The organism is Microcoleus sp. Pol7_A1 (assembly GCF_036701085.1).
GTDB classification, from domain to species: Bacteria; Cyanobacteriota; Cyanobacteriia; order Cyanobacteriales; family Microcoleaceae; genus Microcoleus; species Microcoleus asticus.
This window is the reverse complement of sequence record NZ_JAUBQD010000052.1, coordinates 36,000-54,223: the sequence shown is the minus strand read 5'-3', so window position 1 is coordinate 54,223 and position 18,224 is coordinate 36,000. Positions and strand designations below refer to the sequence as shown.

19 protein-coding genes are annotated in these 18,224 nt (G+C 42.6%); 7 read left to right on the top strand and 12 right to left on the bottom strand.

Features of this window, described 5'->3' with window-relative positions; genetic code table 11:
* Positions 1-226: 226 nt before the first annotated feature.
* The gene (locus QUA20_RS23965) at positions 227-1,240 is read right to left on the bottom strand and encodes a Gfo/Idh/MocA family oxidoreductase (protein ID WP_333191736.1); all 1,014 of its coding nucleotides are present in this window, start codon (positions 1,238-1,240) and stop codon (positions 227-229) included.
* 525 nt (positions 1,241-1,765) lie between these two features.
* Between QUA20_RS23965 and QUA20_RS23960 the strand changes: the two genes are divergently transcribed.
* The gene (locus tag QUA20_RS23960) at positions 1,766-2,065 is read left to right on the top strand and encodes a ferredoxin (RefSeq protein WP_333191734.1); all 300 of its coding nucleotides are present in this window, start codon (positions 1,766-1,768) and stop codon (positions 2,063-2,065) included.
* Between the two features lie 344 nt (positions 2,066-2,409).
* On the opposite strand, the gene QUA20_RS23955 is transcribed toward QUA20_RS23960, so the two are convergent.
* The 5 genes from QUA20_RS23955 to QUA20_RS23935 all read right to left on the bottom strand — a co-directional run bounded on the left by QUA20_RS23955 (position 2,410) and on the right by QUA20_RS23935 (position 10,354).
* Complete coding sequence (locus QUA20_RS23955) at positions 2,410-4,065, bottom strand: SpoIID/LytB domain-containing protein (RefSeq protein WP_333191733.1); 1,656 nt, start codon at positions 4,063-4,065, stop codon at positions 2,410-2,412.
* 324 nt (positions 4,066-4,389) lie between these two features.
* A complete protein-coding gene (locus QUA20_RS23950) occupies positions 4,390-4,731 on the bottom strand; it encodes a hypothetical protein (protein ID WP_333191731.1) in 342 nt (113 codons plus the stop codon).
* 106 nt (positions 4,732-4,837) lie between these two features.
* Entirely contained in the window at positions 4,838-7,648 is a 2,811-nt protein-coding gene (locus QUA20_RS23945; RefSeq protein WP_333191729.1) for an nSTAND1 domain-containing NTPase, read from the bottom strand.
* 4 nt (positions 7,649-7,652) lie between these two features.
* Entirely contained in the window at positions 7,653-9,032 is a 1,380-nt protein-coding gene (locus tag QUA20_RS23940; protein ID WP_333191728.1) for an ATP-binding protein, read from the bottom strand.
* 131 nt (positions 9,033-9,163) lie between these two features.
* Positions 9,164-10,354 (bottom strand): M20 family metallopeptidase, encoded by a 1,191-nt coding sequence (locus QUA20_RS23935; protein ID WP_333191727.1) that lies wholly within the window; start codon positions 10,352-10,354, stop codon positions 9,164-9,166.
* A gap of 302 nt (positions 10,355-10,656) precedes the next feature.
* Between QUA20_RS23935 and QUA20_RS23930 the strand changes: the two genes are divergently transcribed.
* Positions 10,657-12,123: a glycosyltransferase family 87 protein gene (locus QUA20_RS23930; RefSeq protein WP_333191725.1), complete on the top strand. Its 1,467-nt coding sequence runs from the start codon at positions 10,657-10,659 to the stop codon at positions 12,121-12,123.
* 154 nt (positions 12,124-12,277) lie between these two features.
* Here QUA20_RS23930 and QUA20_RS23925 read toward each other — a convergent pair whose 3' ends face one another.
* The gene (locus QUA20_RS23925) at positions 12,278-12,595 is read right to left on the bottom strand and encodes a ribbon-helix-helix domain-containing protein (protein WP_333191724.1); all 318 of its coding nucleotides are present in this window, start codon (positions 12,593-12,595) and stop codon (positions 12,278-12,280) included.
* A gap of 75 nt (positions 12,596-12,670) precedes the next feature.
* On the opposite strand from QUA20_RS23925, the gene QUA20_RS23920 reads away from it, so the two are divergent.
* A complete protein-coding gene (locus QUA20_RS23920) occupies positions 12,671-12,904 on the top strand; it encodes a hypothetical protein (RefSeq protein WP_242719202.1) in 234 nt (77 codons plus the stop codon).
* A gap of 126 nt (positions 12,905-13,030) precedes the next feature.
* On the opposite strand, the gene QUA20_RS23915 is transcribed toward QUA20_RS23920, so the two are convergent.
* From QUA20_RS23915 to QUA20_RS23905, 4 genes are read right to left on the bottom strand one after another with little or no spacing between them, the layout of a single operon-like run.
* Positions 13,031-14,782 carry an ABC-three component system protein gene (locus QUA20_RS23915; protein ID WP_333191723.1) on the bottom strand — a complete coding sequence of 584 codons (1,752 nt, stop codon included), beginning with the start codon at positions 14,780-14,782 and terminating at the stop codon, positions 13,031-13,033.
* A complete protein-coding gene (locus QUA20_RS32110) occupies positions 14,779-15,048 on the bottom strand; it encodes an ABC-three component system middle component 6 (protein WP_445251002.1) in 270 nt (89 codons plus the stop codon). Before QUA20_RS32110 ends, QUA20_RS23915 begins: the two co-directional genes overlap by 4 nt.
* Complete coding sequence (locus tag QUA20_RS23910; protein WP_333191722.1) at positions 15,045-15,674, bottom strand: ABC-three component system protein; 630 nt, start codon at positions 15,672-15,674, stop codon at positions 15,045-15,047. Before QUA20_RS23910 ends, QUA20_RS32110 begins: the two co-directional genes overlap by 4 nt.
* Before the next feature lie 3 nt (positions 15,675-15,677).
* Positions 15,678-16,391 (bottom strand): hypothetical protein, encoded by a 714-nt coding sequence (locus QUA20_RS23905; protein WP_333191721.1) that lies wholly within the window; start codon positions 16,389-16,391, stop codon positions 15,678-15,680.
* Positions 16,392-16,598: 207 nt separating this feature from the next.
* On the opposite strand from QUA20_RS23905, the gene QUA20_RS32105 reads away from it, so the two are divergent.
* From QUA20_RS32105 to QUA20_RS23895, 4 genes are all read left to right on the top strand, one after another.
* Positions 16,599-16,763 (top strand): hypothetical protein, encoded by a 165-nt coding sequence (locus QUA20_RS32105; RefSeq protein WP_445304706.1) that lies wholly within the window; start codon positions 16,599-16,601, stop codon positions 16,761-16,763.
* Positions 16,714-16,917, top strand: a complete 204-nt coding sequence (locus QUA20_RS32100; RefSeq protein WP_445304705.1) for an NACHT C-terminal alpha/beta 1 domain-containing protein — start codon at positions 16,714-16,716, stop codon at positions 16,915-16,917. The genes QUA20_RS32105 and QUA20_RS32100 overlap by 50 nt, the downstream gene beginning before the upstream one ends.
* A gap of 270 nt (positions 16,918-17,187) precedes the next feature.
* On the top strand, positions 17,188-17,424 hold the full coding sequence (vap15, locus tag QUA20_RS23900) for a type II toxin-antitoxin system VapB15 family antitoxin (protein WP_190655710.1): 237 nt from the start codon (positions 17,188-17,190) through the stop codon (positions 17,422-17,424).
* Positions 17,402-17,821 (top strand): putative toxin-antitoxin system toxin component, PIN family, encoded by a 420-nt coding sequence (locus QUA20_RS23895; protein WP_333191720.1) that lies wholly within the window; start codon positions 17,402-17,404, stop codon positions 17,819-17,821. The genes vap15 and QUA20_RS23895 overlap by 23 nt, the downstream gene beginning before the upstream one ends.
* Before the next feature lie 5 nt (positions 17,822-17,826).
* On the opposite strand, the gene QUA20_RS23890 is transcribed toward QUA20_RS23895, so the two are convergent.
* On the bottom strand, positions 17,827-18,048 hold the full coding sequence (locus tag QUA20_RS23890; RefSeq protein ID WP_333191718.1) for a hypothetical protein: 222 nt from the start codon (positions 18,046-18,048) through the stop codon (positions 17,827-17,829).
* Positions 18,049-18,224: the final 176 nt, after the last annotated feature.

Sequence of the window (18,224 nt, the reverse complement as noted above, 5' to 3'; positions counted from 1 at the left end):
CCGAAACATAAACCTATTCATATTCACTCATTTATTTATTATACATCGCTGATGTTATTAAATTTTCATTCCTTAGTTCTAAATATTTTTGCTCACAGGCATAACTCTCTAATCTAAGTTACAGTACGAACTACTATAGATAGACTCTGGCAATTTTACTGTAATGCGCCACAGCCCACCTTAACCTATAGTTAACATAAAAAACGATTTATTGCGTCAGTCCTATTTATGAATTGCTAAGAGCTACATTTTGCCCGATCTCACTCGATCGCCTCGCAGCATCTGCCACCTTCAAAGCGTACAAACTACTGGCATTATTCACGTACAAAGGCGTACCGTTTGACAAATATTCCAACACCATCTCGGTGTCTTTGGCAAACAAGCCGCGCCGCGTTCCTACTTTGATGCTGTGCCGATTTTCTCCCTGAATTAATTGACCGGATTCAGGAGTAAAAACCAGCGTTCCTGCTTCTCCGTAGATGGTAAAAACGTTTTCAGACTGCCAAAAAGTCTCTCCTTTTCCGTAAACAGCTTCAGCTACAAGGCCGTTGGCAAAGCGCAACTGTGCGTTGCACAAACAAGCTTTGTAGAAATCCGCCTGAGTGTCCCAAAATTGAGCTTGACAGTTAACGCTTGCCACTTCCCCGAACAAATCAGTAAATCGGTGCAGTCGCGAAATTGCACCGACTAAGGGAAACCCAAATAGGGAGTGTTGAAAAGTCCAGCGCTCAGGTACGGAACGTTGAGGAGCAATAGTAATGTAGCGGGCGTAAAAAACTTTACCGATTAAGGGCAAAGATTCTTTGATTGCTTGGTGCAAACCGCCTAACAGTTCGATGTGTTCGATGTGGAGGAGTTTTTGCTTTTGGGCGGCAAGTTCGATCGCCCTTTCTGCTTCAGATACGTCTAAAGATAGAGGATATTCCACCACAACGTGCTTGTCATTTTCTAAGGCCGCCAGGACGATCGCCCCGTGATCCCGATTCACCGTACAGACAATTACCAAATCTAAATCATCTCTTTCTACCAGCTTGCGCCAAGAAACCGCAGCTTCTGCCCCGAATCCCTGACAAAATGCTGCGGTTTTATCCGGGGTGCGGCCCGCAACTGCTACTAAGTTCGATCGCCCGTCAGCTTGAACAGTCTCCGCCCTCAACTTAGCCGCAAAACCAGTACCCACAATCCCCACGCGAATTGGAGAATTAACCGAAAAACTAGAGCGAGTATCAATATTAGTCATAGAATTTTAGATTTGACATTTTTAGATAGTTACAGACTTGCGGTGCAGGGGTTTAGGGTTCCACCGCCCAGATTTTAAGCTGTGGTTGTGGTGCGATTTATGCGATCGAGCCTTCAACACCCAAGTCTAGATGCGATCTAACTATACATTTCACCGGCAGCAGGGACTTGCCTGGGAGCCAGTCTTGCTGAAACTCGATCGACACACCCATACCAACAACCCGGTTTTTGTGCTGTAGGGCTCAAAACAGGATTTTTCCTAGAAACCGGATTATTTAGCGCAAGTCTTGCGGCAACAGTATCACAAGGCTGAACCCAACATAGGTATAAGTAATCAAGATGAAATTAGAAAAAGTTATAACTAATCCCATTCAAATTTTTGGTAAAGGAGTGTTGCAACCTTGCTTCTTTCCCCTACTATCATAGAGGGAACGAACCTAAGACCTAACCTCAAAGCTAATAGAGCCTTGAAGGTTGCATTAGGAAAAATTATCAATCTTGTTGAATTTTTGAGAGGATTTAGTGCATGGCAACTTACAAAGTTACCCTCGTCAGCGAAGCCGAAGGAATTAACCAGACCATTGACGTTGATGACGATACTTACATTCTTGATGCTGCAGAAGAAGCAGGACTAGACCTCCCCTACTCTTGTCGCGCTGGTGCTTGCTCCACCTGCGCCGGCAAAATCACAGCAGGCGAAGTTGACCAATCCGACCAATCTTTCTTAGATGACGACCAAATCGAGGCTGGATTTGTCCTCACCTGCGTCGCTTATCCGAAGTCTGACTGTACGATCGAAACTCACCAAGAAGAATCGCTCTACTAAGAAAGGACGCTCCGCGCGATACCCTAAGAAACCCGGTTTCTCGTTTCCAGAATTAAGCTGAAATACGGCAATTATGTTAAGAAACCGGGTTTCTGCGTCTAAGACTGAAACAAAGCCGCCAGCAGTCTGTCGCTCTCAGCTATGAATTCCTAGCTGTTTGAGCAGATAGCTGACCAAATAATTTTAGATTTTAGATGGCCGATTTTAGATTAACGGTGAAACCGATCTAGAATCCAAACTCTAAAATCTAAAACTTTTACGACTGATATTTAGTCCGCGAAGGCGGACTTTGTTTGTGTAGTGGCGATGATTTAAATCGCCGACTTTAGGCTGAGTCCGATCGACTATTCGCGCCAAAATGTAATGTTATCCCCCAGAGGCACAACTTGAGCCCCGGGAAAATAAAAGCCCAGAATTTGAGATCCGTTCCAGCCCAAATTAGCCAAATTGTAAGAACCAGTCTGACTCATTCCCACCCCGTGTCCGAAACCGCCTCCGACAAAAGCATAACCGTTGAGGGTTTTGTCTGGATTGTAAATTGGTTCTAGGTAAAAAAGCGTGCTGATCGGCGGGTAAAAAGCATTGCGAATCTCGTCTTTGTCGATATCGATGGGGCCCAAGTCAGTTTGAACCTTCATCTTCAAAACTCGACCAGCGGGCGACCTTTCCACCACTTCCACCTGAGTGACAGTTTTAAAATTAGCCAGCGGGTGCTGTTTCTTCTGAAGATACTGTTTGAGAAATCCACCAATCGCCGTCAAAGAAGCTGGTTCGCGCCACCGAAAAGTGTCTTCTTTTTCCTCATTAAACCCTTTTTCCAAACTGATAAAGCGGCGGAAGTTGTTTTCGTCAGACAAACTCTGCTTGGACAAATCCCAAACATTATTAGGGGAATCGACGATCGATCGCAAATACGGACGTTCCGCGCCCTGCCACACATCGTTAAAAGAGGCTGTCACGCCGCCGCTAGACGCGGAATAGAGCGCGTCTACTAGCTGATTTTGATAAGTTAGCACCAAACCGCTCGTTTGGGCGATCGCCTTATCGCTTTGCGGGTAAACCTCGGTCAAACCTTGATAAACTTGGCAGTTAACATCAGCGCACAACTCATAATTATCCACAGCAAACCGGCGCAAATTTCTCAGGGCGTAGGTTCTGGCCAAAATAGTTTGAGCGACAATCGCAGCGTAAGGCGAAAAAGCCCCAATTTCGTGAGGAACAACACCCCGCAAATAAGTTTCCGTCAGCACTTCATTCACCAAAGTATAAGTGCCGTAAGCATTTTTTTGCAGGCGCAAATTGCCACCGTAACGGCGAGTTTGTTGAATAGGTTTTTCGGGTTCAGTAGCTGTCGCTTCTTGGGTGGTTTGTTCCAATACCTCAATAACATTTTTCCCGGCCGCCACATCCAACTCATTGCGGTTGAAACGAAAGCCGTTTAAAACCCAAAATGCCTGGGGTATTTGTTTTAAAACTTTGGAATCCAAAAAAGCTGTTTTGTTGCCTCGATCTTGCAAACTTTGCAACAGCCAGCGCCGCACCAAAGGAGAGTTATAAACATCTCTTTTTGCCCAAACTTGCCAGCGCAAAGGTTGAGCAATTTCTACTTCTATTCCCTGGGCGCGCCACTGATTGGCGCTATCTTCCGCACTCTCAAAACTGCGGTGAGAACTTAGTACCACTCGTTCTTCTACTAAGGGCGTTTCCAGCGGTTTCGGGGCTATTTCTAACTTGACGCTAGCAGCAGTTTTGGTTTCTATGCCTTGAGGAGTTTTGTAACGCAAAGTTAAGCTGTCGCCCGGTAATGCTTTCAGCGTTAGTTTGTCGGTTGCTTTGGTGCCAAACCGCTGCACCACGCCAATTTTGATGGGTCTATTTTGGGGAGTTTGGGCGTATCCCGCAGCGCTGAAAAGAGGCAACAGGCACAATGCGGTGAAAACAGTCCTAGAAATGCAGCTAAACCATTTGTAATTGGGAGTTGGAGGTGCTTGAGCGAACACGGTTATCTGTCTCGCGATAGTTGAAATTGGGGGATTTTTGATTGTACGTTAGCACATTTGGCCGCTGCTATAGGGGAATTGCGGAAGATAAGCTGGTTTAATTGCCAGAATTCTGTTAAGTCAGGACTTACGCCAGACCAAAGAAACCGGGTTTTTTACCGAATCTGCGGGCTGCAACGAACTATTTTCGTAAAAAACCAGGTTTCTGGGCTCCATGCGGTAAATCTGTCATTGCGGGTGAAATGCAGGAATCGCAATTTTTGCGATCGCTTTACATTCTGTTACACGGTCAGGTTTATTTGCACCTACCGACTGATTGGCTAATCATTTTTTCTGAGCACTAATCTCATCGCAGAGGTGTTTCTCGCTTTCATCAGCATTATTCTGCAAATAGTCGTGCAGCCAATCGCAGCCTTGCACCAGCATTTCATCTAAACTTCTGATTTGCCACAACCGGGCTGTTTTGTCCCATGATGCCGTAGCGATGTATTTGCCGTCGAGACTAAAACTGACACTCCATACCCTATCTTGATGTCCTTTTAACCGATTTTGTTCTCGGATGTTTTCGAGAATCTGGTTGAGGGCAATTTGGGGAGTAGATATCGGGTAATCAGCAAAAGAACGAACTTCCTTGACTGTGGCTTTAAGTTTTTTTCCAATCTTCACGGCTGAGATTAAAGCATCTATGATTATTACCCAACTCAGATAGTTTCAAAACATCACTTGCCGATCGCTCTAATTGGGTCAGTTTCTGTGCCTGATCCACTTGCTGCTACGCTACTCCCATTATAAGGAGAACCCTAAATAAGGTAATGCTAAGTATCGTTGCTAAAAAAATAATAGTCAGCCAAGCAAATAGCTCTTTTAGCTTTGCTTCTGCTTTGGCAAATAGCTCTTGTCGCTCTGCTTCTGCTTGTGCTGACGACTCTTGTAATTGCTCTATTAGTTCTTTTGCTGCCAGATTGAGAGCTATAACATCCTCAAAATTTTCCCTTATTTCTAGTAACATCGCACTTCTTTCCAATTTGCGGACAAAAGGCACTAAATAATCGTGAACAAGTTGGTAGCGTTTCGGAGTTCCCGGCACTTCTAATACCAATCCCGATTTAACTATCATCTCTAAAACTAACTCTAATTCTACTAACTCTATTCGTCGTAAATCTGCTGCTAGTTCAGCCAAAGTTTTCTGAGGACGAGTTTCGTTTTCATCCGTCAGCAAGTACAACACAAGTTCGGCAATATCTTTATTTTCCTGCCCGCAGTCGGCGATAACTTCTGCTAAAAAGTCCTCAACCAGTTTGACCTTAGCCTGATTGCCAAGCTGCTGATATTCAGTCAGTCGAGTAATCTGCCGTTTTTCCAATTGCGTCCCCACAATTTGCAACTCAATCGGCCGCACTTCCCGCACTTCACCTGCTAAATCTTCTACCAGTGCGTTTACCAAATCTTCGGATAAGTCAAGTTGAGAGCGTTTTGTTAAGGTTTGGAGAACAACTTTCGCATCGGGAATCGAAAATTTACCCAAGTAATAGCAGATATTTTTATTGAGAATGTCGTTATCAATTATTGAGAAATTGCTCGCGCGATTCCATTCTAACAAGTAGAAAAGATAATCTTCCCGCAGCGACAGGATAATTTTGAGTTCACCAATCTCATTTAGACATTCAGCCAAAAAATCATAGAACTCTCTCCTGCTAGTTTGGTCTTGATAAGCAAAGAAAAATTCCTCAAACTGGTCAAAGATTAGTACCGTCAATAAATTGCGATTTTGATTCAGTCGCAACTGTTCCAGAATAGCTGCCGCTGTGTCAATAGGACTAGATAAACTCTCACCTTTTATTTTTTTGATTCCCAAGCTCAAACACTGCCCGCAATCTTTCGCCCAATCATGATAAGACTGCAATAAAACAGGCAATACATCCCGCGCTTCAAAAGTTGTAAGTTGCAGGGCCGGAACTAACCCCGCTTGAATAATCGAACTTTTTCCTACCCCAGACTGCCCGTGAATGATTGTCAGCTTGCAAGCAGGTGTACCTATCCGTTCAATTATCCGTTTAATATCCTGCGACCGCCCGGAAGCGGCTTCAATTTCCTCAACAATTTCAGCTTTTGACAGACCGGGTTCTAAACCGATCTTAATTATTTGTTGCGGCGGCTGCAAGCGACCGGCACCGATAAAAGCTTGCAATCCATATTTGCTTTTAACTACTTGTTGTTCGAGTTTGATATCGAAGGCTTTTAAATATTCGCCTTGCTCAAAATACAGAGTTCTCAACTCTTCTAAAATCCTCATATAAAGCTGCACATCATCTTGAGGCTGGGTAATTACTTTCGCTTGTGTTAAAGATTTTATAATCTCAAGAGGAGAAAATACTGACTGACTCCCCCCCTTAGCAAGGGCGGGCTGGGGGGGGTTAACTGTCGAACACGGGATAAGATTTCGCTGCCCTTTTGCCAAAAGTAGCAAATACAAACCAGTCTCTTTTTTATCGATTCCTGCTTGTTCCAAAACAGACAATGCTAATTTAGCCGATTCGCAAGCTTTTTCCCACTGAGATTGTTGCAGCGCCACCTCAGCAAAAAAGCCGTAATCTTCAGCTACTTGACTCGGAGTGCCGTAAATTTTGTGGATTTTTAAGGCTTTTTTAGCTAAACTTTGCAACTCTTCCCAAGCTGCTAAACGCCGCAGCACTTCCCCAAGTTCGCTAATACATTTCGCAGCTAAATCATGTCGCTGCACTTGCTCAAAACTCTTCAGAGATTGCTGTAAATAGTTTCTAGCTTCTTGCCAATAATCTTGATTTCCTGCCCGGTGCAATTCAGCTTTGCGGTTGTAAGCTTGACCAATTTTATGGCAGACAATTCCTTGTCTTTCTAACTGGTGATTTTGCTGCCAAAATGTCAAACTTTGCTGATAATGTTCGAGTGTTAAATCTATTTGATTTTTCTGAAATTCAACTAAACCGCGAATAAATTGCCAACTAGCTTGCAATTCCTGGCCTAATGCTGCATTTAGCAGGTCATTCTCCAGCGCCTCAATTTCCCAGTCATCTAATTTGAAATTCTCAACATCAGCAAAAGCTTGACTTGCTTGTTGTTGCAACAAATTCATCAAATCATTGGGGGGTATTGTAAACTGAATGGGAGGAGGAGCCCAAGACTTCAGATCGTTAGCCGATCGACTGAATTTAGACAGTACAGAATCCGTAACCCATAATATCAAAGGAAAAGCAAAATCTTGCTTGAATTGATCTCGCGCTCTATTAGCCCCAGCTAGCAGGTCATCAAGAGCAACCACCGATTCGATACCGAAAACTATTAAAGCTTTCGGCGGTTGCTCTTGGACGGCATTGAGAATAGTTTGATAAAGTGTTTTGCTCGCAGCTTCTAGGACTAATTCTTGATATTCCACAGTAGAGCGATCGCGCAGGTTTTGCAGCATTGCAAAACGCAAGCTAGCATAATTGCAGCGCACTAAAGTTAAAGAAAACTTTTCTTGAAAGCGGGCGATCGTCCTTACCAAAGTAGATAGCGATCGCTCATTTTCTGCTGCTATATCTTCGGCGGGATTTAAGTTTACCATAATCTCACGAATTTTTCTGCTGCCACAGCTTAAATTTGTCAGTTTCCATCAACAGCGGATTCAACGCAAACCAATTTCCTTGAGTGTCTACATATTCAAAAGCCCACAGGTTTCGCAGCAAATCTTGGTATTCTTTATCTCCATTAATGTTTTGTTCTTTCACCACCTTAAACAGTAATTCCCACTCATCATTATCGATGCCGCGAATCAGACTGTCGCGGGAACTGCGAATCACTGATTTCAACACATTTTGCGAAAGAGGAGGGTCTTCTTGCTGCAAGCAACCAAACAGCATCCCCATTAAATTTCGCAGATGACCTCCGCTGACGCGACACAATTCATCTAAAGTTTCAGGACTGTCAAAAACTTCGGTAATTAATGTAATATATTTCTCTGGCGACACATCAGGGAAAGCCCGCGACATCACCATGCGCCGCAGCAAATTCATCCCCTCAAAACATTCGCTGCCGTCTCTATTCTTTACTGGTACCATCGGCAAAACTTTCGGGTCAACTCCCCCTCCCAATCGATTTTTCAAAATTTCACTTTCATTGCCAAAAATCAATCCCAGCGGCAGGGTATAAACTAAATGGCAATTCAGTTGCCGCAACTGATCGCCCCGGTCAATAAAGATATATTCTGGCAACAGTCGCCCCGCTGCATTGGGTCGAGAAACTATCCGGTCTAAGTTGTCAACAATCACCACCAATCCTTTTTTACCCCGCTGCTTTAGCTGATTATTTGCTACATCAATAATTTCTTGATTAATCAGTTCTAACATTTTATTAGCTTGCGGTTCCATGTACTGTCTCAGTTTAGATCGCAAGTCGGGATTACTTTTGGTTTTGGCAGTAATTTTGCCAATATTTAAAGGCAGAGAAACTTCCAGATTTCCGTCTGTATTGCCCTTATATTTGCCACCAAAAAGTTCTCCTTCAGCTTCTACAGTCACAGGGATTTGTAAAAAATCCCAACTATTTTTTAAGAATTCTTTAAAGCGCTGGGGCTGCAAGGAAATTTTGCCCTCTTCCAAGCTTTGGGTGACTCGCCGTGCGATCGCTAACATGATATCCGTCAAATCGAGATCCATTTCATCGAGGTCTTGTGTTGACTCGAAGTAAACTACATGAAATCCCTCATCTGTCAACTCTTTTTCCAGTTGCGACAATTCAGTAGACTTGCCACAACCAATATGTCCGGTAAACAATTGGCAAGTCGGTTTATCTCGTCCCATAACGGTAATTGTCCGTTTGAGTGCGTTAATAACTTTTTCGCCGCGCACCTCAGCAAAATCAATGTAGTATCGCCGATCTTCGGCATTGCCCAATATCAGGGAGTGGCTGGGGTTGCAGGCGTCGCAGAATCGATCGAAATCTAGGTTCATAAAATTTTATAAATTAGTTATTGTAGTTATTGTAGGGTGGGTCAGGGCTGAATGTTTTTACTAGAGACAAAACAATTTTCCGGCTAAGCACCCTACGGTTAGTTAGCTGACCACCCATACGTCGAAGACTATTAGTGTGAACCTGGATGCTGTTTCCAATATTGGTAGGCGGCATAGGCCAAGGTGACAGCGCCGGTCACAATGGACGCTTCATCAACCTCAAATTGCGGGTGATGGAGGGGATAGTTCGGTTTGTCAGTCAGTCCCACTCCTAAGCGAAACATGGTTCCCGGTGCGTGTTCTAAGTACATCGAAAAATCTTCCGCGCCGAGGGAGGGTTCTGGTAAAATTTGGACGCGCGATCGACCTAAAGCTTCTAAAGCCGAACTTTCGACTAATTGCGTGAGTTTGGGGTCGTTTTGGACTCCGGGGACGCCGCGCTTGTAGGTGAGTTCGTACTTAGCGCCGTAAGTCCCGCAAACGCTGGAGACAATTTGTTCGATCCAAGCCGGCAGGTTTTCGTGGGTTTCCGGATGCAGCGATCGCACGGTTCCCAGCAATTTTACTCGATCGGCAATCACGTTCGGCGCTCGTCCGCCGTTAATTTGCCCGATCGTCAAAACCAGTGGCCTCAAAGGATTTTGCGTGCGGCTAATTGCCTGCTGCAAAGTGGTAATTATCTGAGAAGCAATCCAAATTGCGTCGATCGCCTCGTGGGGACGCGCACCGTGGCCGGATTCGCCCATCACAATCAATTCTATGTCATCTGCCGCCGCCGTCAGTGCCCCGTGGCGGATACCGACGCAACCGCCGGGAATGGTCGGGAAAACGTGCACTCCGAGGATGCCGTCAACATCTTGCATCGCCCCATCTTTAATCATCCATTGAGCACCTTGGGCAATCTCTTCTGCCGGCTGAAACAAGAAGCGGACGTGACCGGGCAATTTTTCTTCTAGCTGAGACAATATCATGGCTGCGCCCAAACCGACGGTGGTGTGGATGTCGTGGCCGCAGGCGTGCATGACTCCCTCGTTGCGGGAGGCAAATTCTAAGTTAGTGCGTTCTTGAATCGGCAAAGCGTCCATATCGGTGCGAATTGCCAGCCACCGGGACTCGCTGCTGTGGCCTTTGAGTTCGCCGAGCACTCCTGTTTTGCCGATTCCTTCGATCGCCCGGACTCCGCTGGATGCGAGAACTCCGGCTACGTAGGCGGCGGTTTGATATTCTTGGCCGCTGAGTTCGGGGTGGGAGTGGATGTGGCGGCGAATTTCGATTAAGCGGGGTGCTAGGGTGGCGGCTAATTCTTTGATGCGGGGAAGCATGAATTTAGTTGGGGAGTGCGGTACAAGTTGTAGTCAACTAGGTTAACGCATATGTTTGGGGGTGAACAGGGTTACAAGGCGCAAAAGTGCGATCGGGCTTTTAGATAACAATGCTATTTCGTTTGTGAATAAGATTTTTTTTCTCACCGCAGAGGGCGCAGAGGACGCAGAGAAAAGAGAGGAAAGAGAGTTAGGTTGAAACCTGGAACAAAAGTCTAGATTCTAAGTTCAAATGCTGATTTTTAGTTGACAATTTCTGGTTGTGATAGCATCGAAGAGTAAATTTATTAAAATTATTTCCTATGATTAGCTTTGGATTCTGGAATGTAATTATTCTAATTACAGTCGCTTTGCTTCTCAAATTTAATTGGCGGTTAGATAGCGAAAAAGCAGCCTGGCAAGATTCTTTGTTTTTAAAACATCCTTCGATCGAAAGGTTGACTCTGTTTTTTCGTCAACCTATTGTTAACTTTATTTTGCAAGCAGCTATTGTATTAGTTATCACCCGATTTCTCTGTTATTCCGGTTGGTTGGTTTACAATCTGACTACTCGGCCCGATCCGCCTTACTGGGATTTTAAGTGGTTTTATGTAGCGAGTAGATTAGCCCATCAGCATTTGAGTCCCTTTAATGTCGAGGTGTTTAACATCGGTTTCTGTAGCATCACTAAAGTGTGTGGGTTTATTCCATCTTTTGTTTATCCACCTAATATCATTCCTCCGCTGTGGTTTGTGGGCTATTTCCCGATGAAGACTGCTTTCACAATCTGGACTTGGCTGCATCTTATTGCCACAGGTTTTGTTTTATGGGGAGCGAATATCTTGTTGGTGTCGCACTCACGAGCTTTTAGGACTATTTGTAGTATATCAGTTGCATTCCTCTACGGTTTTGTCTTCGATCTTCAAGTTGGCAATGTGGCAACTTTTATTGCCGTTCTGCTGTTATGGATGTTTATTTATGCTAGGAAAAATCAGGATGTAATTGCAGGAGTTTTCTTGGGAATTGCCCTTTTTAAACCAACTTTAGTTATATTGTTTATTCCTTATTTTTTAATCAAGAGACGGTTTCAGCTAGTTTTTATATCTATAGTAACGGTAACTTTTTTGGCAGTTATAGGTCTAGCTGTAACGGGCAATTCTTTAATAGGATTTATACAGGATGCGACTCGTGGATTTCCACTCTGGCTCAACGATCCATCGAATAATGCTTATATTTCTATGAGTCGCCTTGATTTAAGGGTTATGGGACCGAGATTTTTCCCCGATAGTCCCTTCGTGGCGAAGCTATTTTCTGACTTGATTGTTCTGCTGCTAGTTGGTTTAGTGAGTTGGTATTTTTACAAAAAACAATCTCGCAATGCTTGGGCAAAAAAAGTTGACTTATCTGAAATGGTGCTAATTTCTACTTTGAGTATTGCTATCAATTATTCTCAGCCCACCAGTTCTGTGATGTTAGCACCGGCGGTGGTTTTTTTGCTGAATGATTTATGTTTTCAAATTAAAAATTGTGCCTTCTCTAGGCAAAGAATGTCGGTTTGGTTATTGGGCGTTGGCTGTGTCATGGTGCAAACCGCTGTGATTCATGGCGGGCTGTTGGTGTTTCTAGGAAGGCGGTGGAACTGGAAGGGGGGGGAATTGCCTTATTTGTTTAAAGTAACTATTTTTTCACTACCGAGTTATGCGATTTTAGGCCTTACGTTAAGTGTTTTAGTCTTAGCAATTACCTCTCTTCGTCAAAAACAGGTTCCTGAATTTGACCGACCGAGCTGAAGCAGGAAATAGACATTCATCTGGCGAAGAGTAAGTAATAGGTAGCGTGTTCACCATATCCTTTTATAACAAATTTATTCATCTCTCTCTTCTCTTCCTCTGTGCTCTCTGCGTCCTCTGCGGTTAAATCATTCAGAAAAAACTTTAAATGATATTACTCGTCGCTGTCGCTTTTCTGTTGCTGCGATCGATCTTCGCTTTGAATTCTCCCCTCAGATTTAGCCTCATCTACTGCTTCTTGAATTAATGTCAACACCATATTCGAGACCGGCCGATAATGCGATTTGGCTAATCGCTCTAGGTCTGCTTTAAGTTCTTCTGGAAGATATACAACTATTCTGGGGAGTTTTGCTGGCAAGGCTGTTATTTGTGCTTTTACTGCCCTATTGTACCTTTTTTTGACCTCTACAGTATCAATTTCACCCTCACGGGTTGACTCGGAGTGCATACCGTGATACTTTAGAGTAGACACAAAACAAAACCCCCACCGCTCAGACTCGCAATCGTTCGGTGGGGGCTTGAACTCCCATATTTAGGAGGAAACTCTATGATATCACCGCCAAAGTCAGTTCCCGAACTGCTCCGGGAAGAAATTCCTGATGTACCTCAAGGTAAGCAACCGATTCGTTTGCTGTTGTGTGGCGTTCCCAAAGCGGTAGACAGCATCGTTAATCTGTTGCACGTTTTAGGTTTTGCAGAAGTTGGGGAATGGAGCCCGCCTCTACCATCGCCGATAGCGGGTGAGGTAATTCGGATTTTAACCCGTTACTGGAAAGAGTAATCTTTGAGGGCGATCGCACGAATTGAAAAAGTGCGATCGCCCTTATTTGACCCTTTGGATCAGGTTTCGGGTTAGAGGAAAAACAAAACCGGATCAAAATATTTGTAGAAGAGTCAAAGAATATCTCTAAAAGGGAATGCCTAGTAGTCCACTCTCATCACTTTCGTCTGTAAGTCTAAGTCTTACAAAGGAATCAAAATCAAAATCTGCTGCAAACTCATAGTATGGAACCCTATCTGAATTTAAAGTACAGATATATTGAAAGCCACATTTTCTAGATTCTCTATCGGCCAATTCAAGAGCAAATCTCACTTGTCTCTCATCAACACCATCAAAAATGGTACTGTCATGAATTAATATACGTGGTGAAGGATCGCGTTCAGACCAAAGCTGTGCCAGCATTAAGTCATAACAAAATATTTTCATGTTATCGATACCTTCGCTGCCATCACGGCTAATATCTACATTGAACTGAAAACCATTGTCGCCTACATTAATAATTAACCTTCCTGGGGCATCGTAAAGAAACTGAGAGTTTGTATTGAATAGCTTTCTAGCTTTTTCTGCTTGAACACGTCGTTCTTGATAGTCACGACGTGCGCGTTGTAGTAAGCGTTCTTTTTCAATATTTAAAGCACTTTTTCCTTCTTCAAACTTATTTAATTCTTCTATGCGTTTATTAATTTCATTTAGATTAGATACAATTTCTAGATAAAGTTCTTGGAGTCTTGTGTACTCTTCTAAAGCACCATGTGTTTGTAGCACTTCCAATAAAGAAGCACGTTGTTCGGTTTTTTCACGTATGAGACGTTCTCTAGATGATACATCTCTCCTGATACGCTCAATTTCAGTCGATAGAAAATCTCGACGATTTTCTATAAGTCTACGATGAAAAGTTTCTACTTCTTCCAATCTTCTAACTACCAAACCCGGGAGTTCAATACCGACACTTTCGTATATATGAGTTACATCATCTGGGGATGGTTCATTTTCTGCTTCCAGGCTAGATTGATAAAATTCTAATATTTTTTTATCGGCAATATTGTTATTAGTGGCTTCATGAATTTCCGCAGTCAACCGATTAGCATTAGCCTCTAGTTCGTGGTATTGAGGAGCTACGCGAAAATTACTTAAGGTTTGTTTTCTCTCGCGTAACTGTGACTCGACTTGGACTTTTAAAGCTTCGAGTTCGCCTAGAGAACCAAATATGCCAATTGCAACTCCTGTATCTGTGTCTTTTTTGAGTTTTTTTATATCATCTAGCAATTTTTTTTTATCTTTTAAAAGTTGTAAATCTCTCGCATCTTCCCAAGCCAAACCTAGTAAAAAAGCATTATTAACTTGCTTCTCCCAATCAAACTGCTTTCTGTGATGTTCAAAGGGAGTAGAAAAGGCGTCTCGTCCACGCCGGATAAAATAAGAAATTAGACCTCTAAACGTAGGTTGGAATTTTTTATCTTCATTATCACTTGGCAAACCAAACAAAAGGTTTCCTAGTATTGCCTTCCAATGTATCACGCTCAGAACTCTTTGCCCTTCTTTTTCTTTTGGCTGAATTGGCCAGGAAGTAGTATCTCCTTGAATTACTACTTTTGACTTGTCCGCAGTATTTCTAGTTACTGTAATAACTTGATTAGAAAGTGTCAACTCTAGGCTAAATGCCCAACCTCGTAAATTTATAGAATCCAGTCCTTTAGCTTTTGGTAATGTAGAGCCTAAGCAAAAGTGAATTATTTCAATTAGAGTTGATTTACCTAAACCATTACGAGAGTCTTTGCTCCCAGATTCTTCTGTACGATCGGCCAATACTACATTAAAGCCGGGCCTAAACTCGACAGTTTTAAATGAAGGATGATTACAACGAATAGCACGAATCATGGACGACTCCTACGAAGTATTCCTGCATCCATTTCAATTGCTCCAATAGCGTATAGGATATCCAGAGTCAAAACAAACCGTTCAAAGGTTGCGACTTCCGGTATTGTCGAAACAGCACTCCAAAGTGACGAGACTGTACGTGGATATGGCAAGTGTTCTAATATTGTAGCACCTACACCTAATAGAGAATAACGGGTTGAGATGTGCTTCGTGGGCAAAATAATTGAAAAGTTATAATTTGAAGTGGTATCTGTAGAAAAAGTCATCTTTCAAAAACCTCGCACCTCTCAAAAAGATAGGATAATACTGCCAACCCTGCTGCTGTCTTCTTCAAATCTGAGCTATTACCACATGAGAACTTGTGCAAAGATTCAAATAAAGCATCTCCCCTAATGTCTGCTTTCAACAATCTTTGGTATTCGGTTACAAACCCTGCCTTCAGTTTTTCGGGAAAGTCAGGACGTAAAGCGGCATTAACTTCAATAAAACGATGAACTTCTTTGACTTTAACCATACCCATTATTAGTAAAAAATGAACCTCCTGAGTCAGATTATTTTTCGAGATTTTCTGTGTTACGTCTGTAATATTGAAGTTGATTTCCGAAGAAGCAGGTTGCATACCCAGGATAAATTTAGTTACGATATCTAGCTCATCAAAGGAGACATATGGCATCTCGCGGGCAATTGCTTCTCGTTTTTGCAAGCTAATTGTATTCAATTCTTTTTGATGAGTAGATCGCTTTCTGATGAGTGCTTCAATTTTTCTTTCTAGCTTGGCTTCCTCCTTGGAGTCGTTGGCATGGAGCAAATCGTCTTCTAGTTTTTTTTGTAATTCTAAATTTTTCTCAATGTGTTGGTTCAAGTCTTGTTCACGTTGATGGTGCGACTCCACAATTTACTCTCCTATAAGCCGCGCCATAAATTGTTTTAAACCTTGTTTGAGATTTATTCCTGTACCTAGTTCTAATTCACCTTCATAGTCCAAGATAAAAGGAATAAGAGGCACCGCAACCTTTAATCTATGCTTAAAATCCATTTGAGGTGCATTAATCACTTCGGCGAGCTCTTCCTGACTAACAGGTAGAGTAACGCCGCGTTGTTGTAATATAATTAAACTCTCCTGAATACTCGGTAAAATTTTCTGCATTTCTGCATCTGACACTTTGTTAGCTTCTATTGCATCTAACAAAGCAGAAATGGTAGTCAGTTGAGATTCATTCAATTGATATGTGATTGCAGAAATAATATTTTTTTCACCAGCCTCATAATGGGCTAGTAATCCTTGTCGCAGGTGGTTAATGTTTGCATAAATAGCTTTCTGCCCAGCAGATAATCGGTCTAATCTGTTGTTCACCTCTTCTAACTGGATAGCTACGCTCTGCATTTGTACAGTTGATTCACCAGTTATCTGCTGATACAGTCGATCGTATTCCTGCTGATAGCGATTCGCTGATTCCCTTAATTTCTCAATTTCTCGATTGTATTTAACCTGGCGACGTGGATCATCTTCATAGTGTAAGGCATCTTCGTACTTTTTGAGTAAAGCTAAAATTTGTTTAATATTGTCTTCCAAGTCTTTCAGTCGCCGGGTAAGGTGGGATGGTTCCATTGGAGCAGCCTTTTGCTTTTACAAAAAAGATTTGTAAATAATGTAGCACTTAACGCACGTGTTCGGATCTGCGAGCGCACCCATAAGCTCAGAAACCGTGTTTTTCAACTAGAATAAAGGACTAGAACCAAGTAGTTTCCTAAAAAACCGATTTCAAGTGATTCCTGTGCAATTCACAGGCAAACTTCGTGACCCCAATCGGCCGACATCTACCTGCAACTAATCAAAAAACACCACTGCCCCAAATCCACAGAAGGCACACCCCGCACCCTCACGGAACTCAAAATCTACTGGCAACTCCTAGACTGGGACTTTCCACCCCATCCTCATTTTCTACGAAGACCCCACATCCGCCGCCGCCCAAGGTTTTAGCTCAACATTCCTCGATGCCCTTACCCGCTTCGAGGGTACAATCTGTCTCATCACCGACTCACCTCATCCACCCCTGCAAACCTTCTCCCCCCATGACCCCGATTTACTTCAAACTGTCGTAAACTGGCTCAAACGACTTTATCTAGAGTCCTAAGTTTTGACTGTCGGGAGTTACGCATCAAAACCAAAGAAACCGTGTTTTTCACTTTAGTTAAAGGTCGGGATGCAGTATTATCTGAAAAAAACCAGGTTTCTGACTACCCGCAAACCAAAGAAACCGGGTTTTTGGCCAGTTCTGTCGCTGTAACGCAGTATTCTCGGAAAAAACCCGGTTTCTAGGCACCCGTGCGTCCAGCACTATTAAAGCTATCCTCAATCCAAAAAATTGAGATAAAATATCGACAAGCCCTAAACATAACGAACAATGACTCTAGCCAACTATCAACTTTCCCTAAACTTTGAGCAAATTTTAGCCCTAGTCAAACAACTGCCCTATCCCGAAAAATTGCAGTTAAGTCAAGAACTGGAAAAAGAAGTATTAAACAGTAAATTAACAGCTCTTTTGGAGTCATTTAGAACCGATGAGCTTTCTTTAGAAACTATCACCCAAGAAGTAGAAGCAGTCCGAAGCGAAATTCATGCCAGAAAAACCAGCCCTTAAAGTAATTATAGACACTAATCTTTGGATTAGCTTCTTGATTGGCAAAGAATTAGCTAATCTCAAAAACTTAATAGTTGATCGAGCTATCCAAGTTGTCTTGTGCGAACAAATAATCGAAGAAATCAATCTGGTAACTCAAAGACCCAAACTTAAAAAATATTTTCCTGTAACGAAAGTCCAAGAATTGCTTGAATTGTTAAGAATTATTGGTTTATGGATAGAAATAACCTCCGAAGTCTCTATTTGTAGAGATGCTAAAGATAATTATTTGTTGGCTTTAGCGAAAGATAGTCAAGCTAATTTTTTGATTACAGGAGATGGAGACTTATTGAGTTTGGTGAATTTTGAGGGGACGGAAATTTCAACTTACAAAGATTTTTTAGGCAAACTCAATTAAAACTATTATCCTAAACTATATTCATTATCAGCTAAAATGTCTTGTAAAATTTCAGGCGTTAAGCCTCGCTGCATAGCCCGATCGGAAATTTCTGCCATCACCTGCGTTAATGTTTTATTGTGTAAATTTTGTCTAAAAAACAATTGAATAATCGAACTTAACTCTTGCTGAGTCTTAGGACTAGCTTCTTCAAAAGCTGTCTTAATATTTTCATCAACTTGAATCATAATTATTGCCATAGCCGTTAAAAAAAGTGTTAATATGAAAACTTTTTTTGTTCTAACTCTATTTTATCACACATCTTGCACCATTCTCAAGAACAGGCAAGATGCCTGTTCCACAACAGATGAATGTTATTGTGGGGTGGGCTTCTAGCCCGCCCTGAAAGGATTATGGAGAATGG

What these genes read in the sequence shown, in the direction of transcription:
- QUA20_RS23945 (WP_333191729.1), bottom strand. Translation starts at nt 7,648, where the DNA reads ATGGTAAACTTAAATCCCGCCGAAGATATAGCAGCAGAAAATGAGCGA.
- QUA20_RS23935 (WP_333191727.1), bottom strand. Translation starts at nt 10,354, where the DNA reads ATGCTTCCCCGCATCAAAGAATTAGCCGCCACCCTAGCACCCCGCTTA.
- QUA20_RS23890 (WP_333191718.1), bottom strand. Translation starts at nt 18,048, where the DNA reads ATGATTCAAGTTGATGAAAATATTAAGACAGCTTTTGAAGAAGCTAGT.
- QUA20_RS23960 (WP_333191734.1), top strand. Translation starts at nt 1,766, where the DNA reads ATGGCAACTTACAAAGTTACCCTCGTCAGCGAAGCCGAAGGAATTAAC.
- QUA20_RS23930 (WP_333191725.1), top strand. Translation starts at nt 10,657, where the DNA reads ATGATTAGCTTTGGATTCTGGAATGTAATTATTCTAATTACAGTCGCT.
- QUA20_RS23895 (WP_333191720.1), top strand. Translation starts at nt 17,402, where the DNA reads ATGCCAGAAAAACCAGCCCTTAAAGTAATTATAGACACTAATCTTTGG.
- QUA20_RS23920 (WP_242719202.1), top strand. Translation starts at nt 12,671, where the DNA reads ATGATATCACCGCCAAAGTCAGTTCCCGAACTGCTCCGGGAAGAAATT.
- QUA20_RS23940 (WP_333191728.1), bottom strand. Translation starts at nt 9,032, where the DNA reads ATGAACCTAGATTTCGATCGATTCTGCGACGCCTGCAACCCCAGCCAC.
- QUA20_RS23905 (WP_333191721.1), bottom strand. Translation starts at nt 16,391, where the DNA reads ATGGAACCATCCCACCTTACCCGGCGACTGAAAGACTTGGAAGACAAT.
- QUA20_RS23915 (WP_333191723.1), bottom strand. Translation starts at nt 14,782, where the DNA reads ATGATTCGTGCTATTCGTTGTAATCATCCTTCATTTAAAACTGTCGAG.
- QUA20_RS32110 (WP_445251002.1), bottom strand. Translation starts at nt 15,048, where the DNA reads ATGACTTTTTCTACAGATACCACTTCAAATTATAACTTTTCAATTATT.
- vap15 (WP_190655710.1), top strand. Translation starts at nt 17,188, where the DNA reads ATGACTCTAGCCAACTATCAACTTTCCCTAAACTTTGAGCAAATTTTA.
- QUA20_RS23965 (WP_333191736.1), bottom strand. Translation starts at nt 1,240, where the DNA reads ATGACTAATATTGATACTCGCTCTAGTTTTTCGGTTAATTCTCCAATT.